Source organism: Microbacterium sp. C448 (assembly GCF_000582705.2).
Classification (GTDB): Bacteria; Actinomycetota; Actinomycetes; order Actinomycetales; family Microbacteriaceae; genus Microbacterium; species Microbacterium lacus_A.
Map to the genome: position 1 here is coordinate 1 of NZ_HG779669.1, position 12,728 is coordinate 12,728.

The window sequence follows — 12,728 nt, forward strand, 5'->3', positions numbered from 1 at the left end:
CCCCGCCCTCGAACGTCACCAGCGCCGCGAGGTCGTCTTCGCGGCTCGCGTTCGAGAGGTGGCTGAACAGCCCGACGACCCGCAGCTTGCCGGTGCGCTCGAGGCGCGCGGCCTCGGCGAACACGACGTTCCAGTCCCCCGGTGCGATGCCGTTGCGCGACAGCCCCGTCTCGAGCTTCAGATGTACGGCGACGGGACGGTCGACGGATGCCGCAGCCGCCGCCTGCAGAAGCTGGTCGAAGCTCGAGATGCCGAGCTCGACACCCACCGACGCGGCCTCCGCGAACGAGGCGCCGGGCGCGTGCAGCCAGGCGATGATCGGGGCCATGACTCCGGCGCGACGCAGAGCGAGCGCCTCTGAGACGTCGGCGACGCCCAAACGCGTGGCACCGCCCTCGAGGGCCGCAACAGCCGCGCGCGCAGCACCGTGCCCGTACCCATCCGCCTTGACGACGGCGATGACCTCGACGCCGGTCAGCCGGCGCAGGTGGCGCGTGTTCGCGGTGATCGCTCCGACGTCGATGAGGGCCTCGCGCATGACGCCGGCCGGCAGCTGGGTCATGGGGTCTCCTCGAGAGGCGATGCGGGCTGTGCCGCGGCAACCGCGGATGCCGGGACATCCGACTCCGCGACGACGTACGCCGTCGCGAGCCCGGCGTCATGCGACATCGAGAGGTGGATCGCCGTGATGCCCCGCGCGGCGACGACATCGGCGGTCGAGCCGACGAGGGTGAACCAGGGACGTCCGGATGCCTCGGGGGTGACCTCGATCTCGGTCCAGTGCACCCCGTCCGAACCGCCGAGGGCCTTGATCAGCGCCTCTTTCGCGGCGTAGCGCGCGGCGAGGGAGCGGGGCCGGAGCATCCGTTCCGCGGGTGAGAACAGGCGCTCGAGCAGGCGGGGCGTGCGCTCGAGCGTGCTCTCGAACCGGGGAATGTCGACGATGTCCACGCCGATCCCGACGATCACGCGTGGGCTCCGATCTTCACCTCGCAACCCTATCCCCGCCCCTGGCCCGCCTGGCTCTCCGCGCAGGCATACTCCGCTGTCGCGGATCGACGTTCCACGGCGTGCGAGAGGTCGATCTGTGACAGCGGAGCCCCGCGCGCCTACTCGACGGTGACGGACTTCGCGAGGTTGCGGGGCTGGTCGACGTCGAGGCCTTTCGCGGTCGCCAGGCCCATCGCGAAGATGTGCAGCGGCACGACCGCCAGCAGCGGCTCGAACAGCGGGGCCGCGAGCGGGATGCGCAGCACCTCGTCGGCGAAGGGCAGCACCGCGGCATCCCCTTCTTCCGCGATAGCGATGACGCGGGCGCCGCGGGCACGGATCTCTTGGATGTTCGAGACGACCTTGGCGTGCAGAAGCGCGGACTCGCGGGGCGACGGGACGATGACGAAGACGGGCTGGCCGGGCTCGATCAGCGCGATGGGCCCGTGCTTGAGCTCGCCCGCCGCGAAGCCCTCCGCATGGATGTACGCCAGTTCCTTGAGCTTGAGGGCGCCCTCGAGGGCGATGGGGTACCCGACGTGCCGGCCGAGGAACAGCACCGAACGGGTGTCGGCCATCCAGTGCGCGAGCTGCTCGATGCGCGGCTGCTCACGCTCGAGGATCTGCGCGATCTTCGAGGGCACGGCCTCGAGCTCGAGCACCTGCTGCGCCGCCTCGGTTGCGCCCAGGGCGCCTCGCACGCGTCCGACGTGGAGCGCGAGCAGGTAGAGGGCGGTGATCTGAGCGACGAAGGCCTTGGTGGATGCGACGGCCACCTCGGGTCCGGCGTGCGTGTAGACGATCGCGTCGGACTCGCGCGGAATGGTCGCACCCTGCGTGTTGCAGATCGACAGCGTCTTGGCGCCGCGTTCCCGCGCGTACTTGACGGCCATGAGCGTGTCCATCGTCTCGCCGGACTGGCTGATCGAGACCACGAGGGTGCTGGCGTCGATCACGGGGTCGCGGTAGCGGAACTCGTGCGCGAGCTCGACATCGACGGGGATGCGGGCCCACTGCTCAAGCGCGTACTTGCCGACGAGACCCGCATAGGCGGCCGTGCCGCACGCGATGACGACGATGCGCGAGATGCCCGCGAAAAGCTCGTCGAGCCCGTCGAGTTCGGGGATGACGACCTGGCCGTCGCGGGTCCGACCCAGCAGCGTCTTGGCGACGGCTTCGGGCTCTTCCGAGACCTCCTTCGCCATGAACGACGACCATCCGCCCTTTTCGGCGGCCGAGGCATCCCACATCACTTCGAACGGCTCGACCTCGACGGATGTCCCGAAGAAATCGGTCACGGTCACACCACCCGGCCGGATCTCGACGATCTGGTCTTGGCCGATCGCGAGTGCGTGGCGCGTGTGCTCGACGAACGCCGCGACGTCCGACCCCAGGAAGTTCTCGCCATCGCCGAGCCCGATCACGAGGGGCGAGTTGCGGCGTGCGCCAACGACGAGGTCGGGGTGATCCTCGTGCACGGCGAGCAGCGTGAATGCGCCGTCGAGGCGGCTGACGGTGTTGCGGAAAGCCGTCGCGAGGTCTTCGCTCTTTCGGTACTCACGCCCGAGCAGCACGGCCGCGACCTCGGTGTCGGTCTCGCTCTGGAATTCGTAGCCCTCGGCGAGTAGTTCTGCCTTCAGCTCGGAGAAGTTCTCGATGATCCCGTTGTGGATGACTGCCAGGCGATCGTCGTCGGCGAGGTGCGGGTGGGCGTTCACGTCCGTGGGCCCACCGTGGGTCGCCCAGCGGGTGTGACCGATGCCGGTCGTGCCCGCGGGGAGCGGGTTCGCGGCCAGGTTGTCCCTCAGGATGCTCAGCTTGCCCGCGCGCTTGCGCATCCCGAGCTCGCCCGAGCCGTCGATCACGGCGATGCCGGCGGAGTCGTAGCCGCGGTATTCGAGTCGCGCGAGTCCGGCGAGAAGGATGGCCTGGCTCGGCCTCGGGCCGACATATCCGACGATTCCACACATGAGGGACATCCTAAGTCGGCGCGGCTGTGCGGCAGGTGAGGCGGCCGGCCCGAGCGCCTACAGCTTGCGGAGGAACACCCGGTCGACGCCGTGTTCCGGACCCTTCTGCAGGATGAGGGTCGCGCGGTGTCGCGTGGGCATGACGTTCTCGACGAGGTTCGGCATGTTGATCTCGTCCCAGTACTTCATGGCCGTCTCGACAGCCTCTTCATCGCTCAGGTGTGCGAAGACGTTGAAGTACGACGTGGGATTCGCGAACGCGCCGCGGCGGAGAGCCAGGAATCGCTCGACGAACCACCGCGCGATGTGCTCGGGTTCGGCATCGACGTAGACGGCGAAGTCGAACAACTCGCTGACGGCGACATCGTTCGGCGAAGCCGGTGGCTGCAGGACGTTCAGGCCCTCGACGATCACGACGTCGGGACGCCGGACGACGACGCTCGCGTCGGGCACGATGTCGTAGCGCATGTGCGAATAGAAGGGTGCGCGCACCTCGGGGGCCCCGCTCTTGACCTCGGTCAGGAAGCGGATCAGGGCACGGCGGTCGTAGGACTCCGGAAAGCCCTTGCGACTCATCAGGCCCCGGCGCTCGAGCTCCGCGTTGGGGAACAGAAAGCCATCCGTCGTCACGAGCTCAACCCGCGGGGTGCCGGGCCAGCGGCTCATCAGCTCGCGCAGCAGGCGTGCGATCGTCGACTTTCCGACCGCGACCGAACCCGCGACGGCGACGACGAAGGGGGTCGTCGTGTCGGGTTCGCCGAGGAATCCGCTCGTATCGACGCCGAGCCGCTTCGTCGCGTTGGCGTACAGGCTCAGCAACCGGCTGAGGGGGAGGTAGACGTCGCGCACCTCGTCGACGTCGAGGCGGTCCCCGAGTCCGCGCAGCTGCACGATCTCTGTCTCTGACAGCGGTTGGGCCATCCCGGCCGCCGCCCGCGCCCATTCGGCGCGTTCGATTTCACGGTAGGGCGTCAGCAGTGACGTGGTCGTGGTCTCCTCGGCGGGCACCGTCCGATGGTATCGCGCCGGTCGGCAGAGCCTGGCCGTTAGACGGAGCCCGGCCGCGCTACGCTTCACCGGTGCGCCTGGGAGTCCTCGACATCGGCTCGAACACCGTCCACCTGTTGGTCGCCGATGCGAGACCCGGGGGCCGGCCGCTCGGCACGACCAGCCACCGCACCGTGCTGCGGCTGATGCGCTACCTTGCGCCGGACGGATCGATCACGGAAGACGGCATCCGAGCGCTCGAGAGTGCTGTTTCCGAGGCACGCGATCATGCCGCCGCCGAGGCCGTCGACGAGTTGCTCGCGACCGCCACCTCGGCCGTGCGCGAGGCGACGAACGGCGCCGAGGTCATCGAACGGATCGAGGCGGCGCTCGGTCAGCCCCTCCAAGTGCTCGGCGGCGAGACTGAGGCGAGGTTCACGTTCCTCGCGGTGCGGCGGTGGTTCGGATGGTCGGCCGGACGCATCCTGCTCTTCGACATCGGCGGGGGTTCGCTCGAGCTCGCATCGGGTTCGGACGAGTTGCCCGAGCGCGCGGCATCCGTTCCTCTCGGCGCCGGACGGATGACGTTGGGGTTCTTCCCCGACGATCCGCCCGGCGAGGCCGCGGTCGATCGCCTGCGTGCCCATGCCGCCGACGTGCTCGCGCCGGTCGCCCGAGAATTCCGCGCACTCCCGAAGCCCGACCATGTCGTCGGGTCGTCGAAGGCGATCCGTTCGCTCGCGAAGCTCGCGGGCTATCCGATGCCCGGTTGGTCGGGAATCGACCGGATGGTTCTGCCCCGCGCCGCCCTCGCGTCGTGGATTCCGCGGCTCGCGCGCCTTCCCGCAAGCGCGCGGCAGGAGCTGCCGGGAATCACCGCCGACCGCACGATGCAGATCGTCGCGGGAGCGGTCGTGTTGCACGAGGCGATGACGGCGCTGCGCGTCGACGAGCTCGAAGTGAGTCCGTGGGCCCTGCGCGAGGGCGTGCTGTTGAGGTATATCGAGTCGCTGACCTGGGGCTAACCGAGAAGCGCAATACCGTGCGTCATGTGGGATATCGGCCGATGTGGCGCTAGTATCGGCCTCGGCGGGGGGAACGCCATCCCCGCCAGCCATTTCGGAGGTACCACGTGTCGACCGACGCACGCCGCGCCACCTCCAGCTCCGATAGTGCCTCCGCGTCACCCCGAGGTCGAGCCTCTGAGGGCCGCGCGAACGAGACATCAAAAGCGCCCGAGACCACTTCCATCCCGATCACCGTGACGCAGGCTCAGCGCATCAAAGCGTTGAGCACGGCCGACCGTCACGCGGACATGCGCACGATGGTCACCACCGTGGGATTGCTCGGGGGGGCTCTCGCTCTCGCCGCAACGGCCCAGGCCGTCATCGTGCTCGGCATCGGCGACACCGCGGTCGGCGAGTCCGTGCCGTTCGGGTGGGATCTCGGTCGACGCATTTTCATCAACCTTTTGACGGTGATCTCGACCCTCGTCATCGTCAGCCAGCTGCGCATCGAGACGCGTCGCGCCCTGCCCGCGGCGGCCCTCGTCCTCACCGCCGGGGTCGGCGTTGCGGCGCTCCGCGCGGTGATGCAGATCGCGATCGGCGTCTACTCACAGAACGATGTGTTGCCTGCCCTCGCCGATGCCGCGGTTTCCGGCACCATGATCAGCCTGATCATCGCGTTCGCGGTCTTCGTGACGCGCTCGCAGCAGCGAGTCCGGCGAGCGGAACGCACATCTCACCTGCCCGCGGCGCAGAGTTCCCAGGCGCTCGTTCAGATGCTCCGCACCCAAACGAGGGGTCGCTACCGGCTGGCATCGAAGACACATGAGGCGCTCACGGAGCGATTCCAGCACGTTGCGCACGAGATTGCCGAGATCACCGCCGACGCGGATGGCCTCATGAAACTTCGCCTGCAGGCCGTGCAACACGAGTTAGCGGGTGTTGCGATTGACGGCCAGAAGGGCATCGCGTTGTTCAGCTATCCCGAGGCGTTGGAACACGGACTGATCCCGGCCGTGCGCGCCTTCATCTCCACGGTCCCGAACCCCATCGCCATACGTCTGCGGGTCAGTGACTCAGCCGAAGTCCTCGCCGCGACCGGCTCGGATGCGCGGACGATCGACCGACGCGCCGTCGTGCTGCAGACGATCGTCGAGAGTGTTCTGAACGCGCTGCAGTTCTGTCACGCACAGCGCATCGACATCACGATCGGCGTGGTGGCCGGGATGGTCCGCGTCTCGATCACGAACGACGGCACCGGCAGCGCCGGTATGGGCGAGCCCCCGGGCCTGGACAACCTCCGGCGCCAGGTGAGCGCGATCGGCGGCAGGCTCGAAGCAGAGATGCCGGCCGAAGGCGGCTGCAGCCTGATCATGTTCACGCCGCCCGTCGCCGCGAACGCCTGACGAATGAGCTCGCTACAGCGCTAGGGCCGTGCGCACGACATCGGCGAGTTCGTCGGCGTGACGGCGGGCCGTCTCTTCGTCTGCGGCTTCGACCATCACGCGCACGAGCGGCTCGGTGCCCGAGGGACGCAGCAGCACACGGCCGGAATCCCCGAGAGACGCGGATGCCGCGGCCACAGCAGCGATAACGTCCGGGTCCGTGTTGGCCCGTGAACGGTCGACGTCGCGCACATTGACCAGCACCTGCGGGAACACCGTCATGATCGACGCGAGTTCGGCCAGGGTCTTGCCCGTGCGCGCCATCTCGGCCACGAGGTGCAGACCCGTCAGCAGGCCGTCTCCGGTCGTGGCGTAGTCGCTCATGATGAGGTGCCCGGACTGCTCGCCGCCGAGCGAGTACCCGCCCCGGCTCATCTCTTCGAGCACGTAGCGGTCGCCGACGGCGGTCTGGAGCACGCGGATGCCTCGCTCGGCCATCGCCCGATGCAGGCCGAGGTTGCTCATGACCGTCGCAACGAGTGTGTCGTCGCGCAGGCGTCCACGTTCGTGGAGGGAGGCGGCGAGGATCGCCATGATCCGGTCACCGTCGATGATCTGCCCCGTGGCGTCGACCGCGAGGCACCGGTCGGCGTCGCCGTCGTGGGCTATTCCGACATCCGCTCCGTGTTCGAGCACCGCGGCGGCGAGCACGTCAAGGTGCGTCGAACCGACGCCGTCGTTGATGTTCCAGCCGTCCGGGTCGGCGCCGATCACGACGAGTTCGGCGCCCGCGTCGCGGAACGTCTCGGGCGAGACTCCGGATGCGGCGCCGTGGGCGCAGTCGAGCACAACCTTGACGCCCTCGAGCCGCTGGGGCAGAGAGGCCAGGAGGTGCATGACGTAGCGGTCTTCGGCATCCGAGAATCGCGCGATGCGCCCGACGTCCGCGCCGGTGGGCTGGAGCTTGGGACCCGACATCGCCTGCTCGATGCGTTGCTCGACGGCGTCGGGCAGCTTCATGCCTCCGCGGGCGAAGATCTTGATGCCGTTGTCGGGCGCCGGATTGTGTGAGGCCGAGACCATGACACCGAAGTCGGCGTCACGATCGGCGACGAGGAAGGCGAGTGCCGGGGTCGGCAGAACGCCGGCCTCGAGCACGTCGACACCCGACGAGGCGAGTCCTGCGGCGACCGCGGCGGTCAGGAATTCGCCCGAAACACGCGGGTCGCGCGCGACCACGGCTGTCAGGCGACGTCCCTGCGCACGGCGAGCTTCGGCGGTGCGACCTTGACCGAGGACGACTGCTGTCGCCTGGGCAAGCGAGAGTGCAAGGTCGGCGGTCAGGGTCCCGTTTGCGAGACCCCGAACGCCGTCCGTGCCAAAAAGCGGCATCGGAGCGCTGACCGCTGGTTAGCGCTTCGAGTACTGAGGCGCCTTACGGGCCTTCTTGAGTCCGGCCTTCTTGCGCTCCTTGACGCGAGCGTCGCGCGAGAGGAATCCGGCCTTCTTGAGGGTGGCGCGGTTGTTCTCGATGTCGATCTCGTTGAGCGAACGCGCGATGCCGAGGCGCAGTGCGCCGGCCTGACCCGAAGGTCCACCGCCCGAGATGCGGGCGATGACGTCGTAGGCGTCGGTGAGGTTGAGGACCGTGAACGGGTCGGTGACGAGCTGCTGGTGCAGCTTGTTCGGGAAGTAGTCCTCGAACGCGCGGCCGTTGACCGTGATCGTTCCCGAGCCGGGGACGATGCGCACGCGAGCGATGGCCTGCTTGCGACGGCCCACGGCTGCGCCGGGAACGGTCAGGACGGGACGCTCGGCTGCGACGGCTGCTGCCGTCTGGTCAGCGGGCGTCTCGGTCGAGTAGCTCTGGGGGGCCTCGTCAGTCGAGGAAGTGGAGTCGGAGATGTTCGCCACGAGTATGTCCTTTGAAAGTGAGTGCGGCGCTTACTGGGCGACCTGGTCGAGGGTGTACGTCTTGGGCTGCTGGGCAGCGTGGGGGTGCTCGGCACCCCGGTAAACCTTGAGCTTGCCCAGCTGCGCGCGACCGATGCTGTTCTTGGGCAGCATCCCGCGGATCGCTTTTTCGACGGCACGCTCGGGGTTCTTGTCCATGAGCTCGCCGTAGGTGACGGACTTGAGTCCACCCGGGTAGCCCGAGTGGCGGTAGGCCTTCTTCTTCTCGAGCTTCTGACCCGTCAGCGCGACCTTGTCGGCGTTGACGATGATCACGAAGTCACCGGTGTCCATGTGGTTGGTGAAGGTGGGCTTGTGCTTGCCGCGCAGAAGCGCTGCAGCGTGGCTCGCGAGGCGGCCGAGGACGACGTCGGTCGCGTCGATGATGAGCCACTCGCGCTGGATCTCGCCAGCCTTGGGGGTGTACGTGCGCGTCACAGTAGTGCTGCTTTCTTGTTCGAACGGAGATGTTCGTGAATCCCGCTCCGGGGTTGTTGTCTCCAGACGGATGTCCGGGCAACGAGCCAGTGGAGGGCTCACGTTCGCGGTAGCCAGGCCAGCAGGGCACAGGCACCAAGGGAACAGCTTAGCGCAGGCCGGGGCCGCGGCCAAACGTGCGGCCCGCGGAGTCGGACGCCTAGGCCAACAGAGTTCCCGTCAGCGCAAGCAGCACATAGGTGCCGTTGAACACGATGTGCACCAGGAGGGCGCCCCAGATCCGCCCCGTGAGCAAGACGAGCAGTCCTGCAACGAGGCCGACGAGCGTGAAGACAACGGCGTCGTCCCAGCCGATGGCACCCGAGATTCCGTGTGCCAGGACGAACACGCCCGTCGTGACGACCAGGGCGATGAACGCGGCGAAGCCCTTGCCGAAAGCGCGGCGCACGACCGTAAAGATCGTTACGAGCAGTACGCCTCGAAAGAAGAGCTCTTCGATCGTCGGTCCGATGATCACCGGCGTCAGGGCTTCGGTGAACCACCAGTCGGGGGTCAGCGCCCCATTGACCGTCGGGTACGACGGGAACGCGCCACTCGCTCCCGCTGCCACGTCGAGCCAGCCCTGCACGATCCGCAGGGCGCCGCCGAGCACGACGCCGTAGAGCACGTCGACCCACCGAAACCGCAGCAGCATCCGGGGTCGCGAACGCGAGAACGCCAGCACGATCGGCACCAGCATGCCGGCCCACATGACGAGAGGTGCGACCAGTCCGCCGCCCAACGTGGGCGCGAGAGTGCTGAGAGCGGAGGATCCGAGGATGCCGGCCCCGAACGACAGCATCGTCCAGCCGAGCAGGTCGTACCCCCAGCGTCGGACGGTACTGCCGCCCTCGCGCCAGTCACGGGCGGGGCGACGCCGGCGACGCCGCTCGGCTGTCGCGGATCGACCTTCCGTCGCACCGTCTGCGTCGATCTGCGACAGCCGAGTCGAACGCGGAGTCGAACGCGAGGCATCCGTTTCGCCCACGGTCGGCGCGTCGCTAGGCTCGGTGGGCACGCTGCCACGTTACCCGGGAGGCCCCTCGTCATGCTCGAGCTGCTGACGGTGTGCACGGGCAACATCTGCCGCTCGCCCCTGGCCGAGTCACTGTTGCGCGAACGTCTCGCACCTCTCGATGTGCGCGTGAGCAGTGCGGGCACGCGGGCGCTCGTCGGGTCGGGCATGACCCCCGAGGCGCAGCGGCTCGCGGTTGATCTGGGCGTTCCGGATGCGGCCGCACACCGGGCTCGACACCTGACCGAGGGGTTGCTCGAGACCCCCGACCTGATTTTCGCGATGTCACGCGAGCATCGACGGGCCATCGTCGATCTCGCGCCGCGTCGGCTCCGCGCGACCTTCACCGTTCGCGAGTTCGCGCGCTTGGCACAGCACGCGACCGATGAGTCGATCACCCGCGCCGTCGCCGACGCGACGGATCCGCGTGACGCGCTTCGCCTGGCGGCGGCTCACGTGTCCGCGATGCGGAGCGAGGTGGAACCGCCGGCGGACGCTTCGGACGACGACGTGATCGACCCGTACCGCCGCTCGTGGAAGACGTACGAGTTGTCGGCATCACAGCTGGTGCCCGCGGTGGACGAGGTCGTGCGGGTGCTGCGGATCGCTCTCGCCTGAGCCGCAGCATCCTCTTTCGGGTACATGCGGGGGAATAGTTACCCGTGGCGCCTGGTTGGCCCGTGCGGGAACCTACCCGTGCACAATCGAGGAGCACCATGATCACCGCGCACGCGAACCCCGCCCCGACCGAGGCCCCGATCTTGGATGTGTTGGCCGAGCGGTGGAGCACGCGTGTTTATGACGCGGATGCTCCGCTCGACGAGTCCGCGCTGCAGAGCGCACTCGAGGCGGCACGGTGGACTCCCTCGGCGAACAACACGCAGCCGTGGCGCTTCATCGTCGCGCGTCGCGGAACGCCCGAGTTCGAGACGGTGCACACCGCGCTGCGCGGGTTCAATCAGTCGTGGACGGCCGCAGCATCCGCTCTCGTCGTGTTCGTCGCCGAGACCGAGACTGAGGACGGCAAGCCGCTGCGCATGGCCGCCTATGACCTCGGCCAGGCGGCCGCGCACTTCACCGTGCAGGCGCACGCGAGTGGTCTGCACACCCACCAGATGGGTGGTTTCGACGGCCAGGCGATCGCGGATGCGTTCGGGCTCGATTCCCGCTTTGTGCCGATGACGGTCATGTCGGTGGGTTCGCTGGGCGACATCAATCAGGTGGACGAGGACGTGCGTGAGCGCGAGCTCGCACCGCGTTCGCGCCACTCGGTGAGCGATCTGGTGCTCGTCGGCGCGTAACCCCGCACCCGCTCGGTGAGCGAGCGCGGCGGGTCGAAACGCCGCTCCCCAACCCCGCTCGTTGAGCGAGCGCAGCGAGTCGAAACGCCCACATCGCGATCCGACCGCCGCGAAGTCGACGGATGTCTGGCAGCATCGCCGTTGTGATTGCAACGCCGCTCCCACCAACCCTGTCGTTCCTGTTCCGTCTCGAGGTCCAGGTTGGTGCACCGGTCGACCTGGGTGTCGTCGGGGGTGAACACCGCCGGATCGTCCCGATTCTGTCGGGCACCATCGAGGGCCCTGAGATTCGGGGGACGGTGTTGGATGGTGGGGCGGATTTCCAGGTGCTGCACCCTGACGGGCGCCAGATGCTCGAGGCAAGGTACGGCATCGAGACCGACGACGGTGTGCGGATGTATGTCGAGAATCGTGGGCTTCGCGCCGGTTCCGCCGAGGATCTCGGTCGCATCGCAAAGGGTGAGCGGGTCGATCCGGCGCGGATCTATTTCCGTTCGCAGCCGCAGCTCTTCGCGCCGGCGGGCCCCTGGGAGTGGCTGAATTCGCGGATGTTCGTCGGGGTCGGCGAGCGGGCACCGTTGGGCGTGCGGCTGGACGTCTTCGTCATCGACTGACGCTCCCCCGCTTACGCCGACACTCGCTTGCGCCGGCCACACCCCTCGCCTCACGCCGGACACAGCAGACCGCACGCCGGGCGCTCCTCCCCCCGCCGCACACACCTCACCCCGTTCCGGCCCAACTTCGGTGCCCCATGACCGCACCGACGCGCGCTCTTTGCCGTAGCCGCGACCCCGCGGCCGGGCGCCATCTTCGCTCCGGATCCCACCAGGCAGGTCCGCGCACGTGTGGCACCCCGTCGATCATCACGACGGACCAGCCCGATGTTGGCAACGTTCGATGGTGAACCCAACACAATAGGACTCCGTTGTCCGTATGCGTTGGGCCTCCGAGTGCATGGTCTGTGACGTGGTGGATTTCACACCACCCGGCCGGCACGTGGCAGCCGGGGATGACGCATCCTCCGTCGCGCAGACTGATCGCCTTACGCTGAATGGCGTTGAAGACCCGATCGGTCACGCTCAGGCCGACGATCCGGCCCCGATCGTTGCATGTGACGCGCTGGATGCTTCCGCAGCACGCGGCCCGCTCCGCAACCCCGATGCCGACCGGCTCATTGATGCCCTCGACCTCCACCCATCCGGTTCCCGCGACGACGTCCTCTTCGCGGGCGTAGACGACGAGGGTCGGCGCTCCCCCACCCACCGTCGGCAGCTCGCCCGACCGAGCCGCGACGTCGAGTGACGTCGCCAGGGCATCGTGCATCTTCTGAGCATGCGTCCGGGTGTCGCGTGGCTCGCCGACAGCATCGCCCGAATCACCAACGCCCACACCATCCGCAACGAAGCCGACCCCACCCCGCACCTTCGGGTTCGACAGTGAGTCGCAGTTGCGCTGCCACTGCGCCGCGACCTCGGCGAGCACATCGCCGCTCACTCGCGCGAGCCCGTCGCGCACGGGTCCCACGGTTAATCCGCGCCGCCGCATCGCGGATGCCTCGACCGGCTCCGCGCCGTCCTGATCGAGCACGCTCGCCCACACCTGCGCGAGCACCCGCAATTCTTGCGCCGACGCCTGCGGGCCGG

14 protein-coding genes are annotated in these 12,728 nt (G+C 68.4%); 5 read left to right on the forward strand and 9 right to left on the reverse strand.

The window, feature by feature from the left end; genetic code table 11:
• From MIC448_RS07730 to coaA, 4 genes are all read right to left on the reverse strand, one after another.
• Window positions 1–562: alanine racemase (locus MIC448_RS07730; RefSeq protein ID WP_199484420.1), on the reverse strand; the 562-nt coding region annotated here is incomplete at its 3' end.
• Window positions 559–969, reverse strand: a complete 411-nt coding sequence (locus MIC448_RS07735; protein ID WP_036298050.1) for a holo-ACP synthase — start codon at window positions 967–969, stop codon at window positions 559–561. The genes MIC448_RS07735 and MIC448_RS07730, both read right to left, overlap by 4 nt.
• 140 nt (window positions 970–1,109) lie before the next feature.
• Entirely contained in the window at window positions 1,110–2,960 is a 1,851-nt protein-coding gene (gene glmS / locus MIC448_RS07740; RefSeq protein ID WP_036298051.1) for a glutamine--fructose-6-phosphate transaminase (isomerizing), read from the reverse strand.
• 57 nt (window positions 2,961–3,017) lie between these two features.
• A complete protein-coding gene (coaA, locus tag MIC448_RS07745; protein WP_036298052.1) occupies window positions 3,018–3,968 on the reverse strand; it encodes a type I pantothenate kinase in 951 nt (316 codons plus the stop codon).
• A gap of 71 nt (window positions 3,969–4,039) precedes the next feature.
• On the opposite strand from coaA, the gene MIC448_RS07750 reads away from it, so the two are divergent.
• Both MIC448_RS07750 and MIC448_RS07755 read left to right on the forward strand, forming a co-directional pair.
• On the forward strand, window positions 4,040–4,972 hold the full coding sequence (locus MIC448_RS07750) for a Ppx/GppA phosphatase family protein (protein ID WP_036298053.1): 933 nt from the start codon (window positions 4,040–4,042) through the stop codon (window positions 4,970–4,972).
• 236 nt (window positions 4,973–5,208) lie between these two features.
• The gene (locus MIC448_RS07755) at window positions 5,209–6,360 is read left to right on the forward strand and encodes an ATP-binding protein (RefSeq protein ID WP_036298054.1); all 1,152 of its coding nucleotides are present in this window, start codon (window positions 5,209–5,211) and stop codon (window positions 6,358–6,360) included.
• Window positions 6,361–6,372: 12 nt separating this feature from the next.
• Here the strand turns inward: MIC448_RS07755 and glmM are convergent, their stop codons facing one another.
• From glmM to MIC448_RS07775, 4 genes are all read right to left on the reverse strand, one after another.
• Window positions 6,373–7,731 carry a phosphoglucosamine mutase gene (glmM, locus tag MIC448_RS07760; protein ID WP_036298055.1) on the reverse strand — a complete coding sequence of 453 codons (1,359 nt, stop codon included), beginning with the start codon at window positions 7,729–7,731 and terminating at the stop codon, window positions 6,373–6,375.
• 18 nt (window positions 7,732–7,749) lie between these two features.
• Entirely contained in the window at window positions 7,750–8,253 is a 504-nt protein-coding gene (gene rpsI, locus MIC448_RS07765; protein ID WP_051513354.1) for a 30S ribosomal protein S9, read from the reverse strand.
• 30 nt (window positions 8,254–8,283) lie between these two features.
• Window positions 8,284–8,730: a 50S ribosomal protein L13 gene (rplM, locus tag MIC448_RS07770; protein WP_036298056.1), complete on the reverse strand. Its 447-nt coding sequence runs from the start codon at window positions 8,728–8,730 to the stop codon at window positions 8,284–8,286.
• 199 nt (window positions 8,731–8,929) lie between these two features.
• Window positions 8,930–9,787 carry a CPBP family intramembrane glutamic endopeptidase gene (locus tag MIC448_RS07775; RefSeq protein WP_081766252.1) on the reverse strand — a complete coding sequence of 286 codons (858 nt, stop codon included), beginning with the start codon at window positions 9,785–9,787 and terminating at the stop codon, window positions 8,930–8,932.
• A gap of 30 nt (window positions 9,788–9,817) precedes the next feature.
• Between MIC448_RS07775 and MIC448_RS07780 the strand changes: the two genes are divergently transcribed.
• The 3 genes from MIC448_RS07780 (at window position 9,818) to MIC448_RS07790 (ending at window position 11,699) form a co-directional block, all read left to right on the forward strand.
• Window positions 9,818–10,402, forward strand: coding sequence for a low molecular weight phosphatase family protein (locus MIC448_RS07780; protein ID WP_036298057.1), 585 nt, complete (start codon window positions 9,818–9,820; stop codon window positions 10,400–10,402).
• A gap of 98 nt (window positions 10,403–10,500) precedes the next feature.
• The gene (locus MIC448_RS07785) at window positions 10,501–11,085 is read left to right on the forward strand and encodes a nitroreductase family protein (RefSeq protein WP_036298058.1); all 585 of its coding nucleotides are present in this window, start codon (window positions 10,501–10,503) and stop codon (window positions 11,083–11,085) included.
• A 122-nt stretch (window positions 11,086–11,207) separates the two neighbouring features.
• Complete coding sequence (locus MIC448_RS07790; protein ID WP_036298059.1) at window positions 11,208–11,699, forward strand: DUF3237 domain-containing protein; 492 nt, start codon at window positions 11,208–11,210, stop codon at window positions 11,697–11,699.
• A gap of 106 nt (window positions 11,700–11,805) precedes the next feature.
• Here MIC448_RS07790 and MIC448_RS07795 read toward each other — a convergent pair.
• On the reverse strand, window positions 11,806–12,728 hold a 923-nt coding region (locus MIC448_RS07795; RefSeq protein WP_144238010.1), incomplete at its 5' end, for an HNH endonuclease signature motif containing protein.

Coding starts and splice junctions, on each gene's coding strand:
- MIC448_RS07780 (WP_036298057.1), top strand. CDS start 9,818: ATGCTCGAGCTGCTGACGGTGTGCACGGGCAACATCTGCCGCTCGCCC.
- MIC448_RS07790 (WP_036298059.1), top strand. CDS start 11,208: ATGTCTGGCAGCATCGCCGTTGTGATTGCAACGCCGCTCCCACCAACC.
- MIC448_RS07785 (WP_036298058.1), top strand. CDS start 10,501: ATGATCACCGCGCACGCGAACCCCGCCCCGACCGAGGCCCCGATCTTG.
- glmM (WP_036298055.1), bottom strand. CDS start 7,731: ATGCCGCTTTTTGGCACGGACGGCGTTCGGGGTCTCGCAAACGGGACC.
- glmS (WP_036298051.1), bottom strand. CDS start 2,960: ATGTGTGGAATCGTCGGATATGTCGGCCCGAGGCCGAGCCAGGCCATC.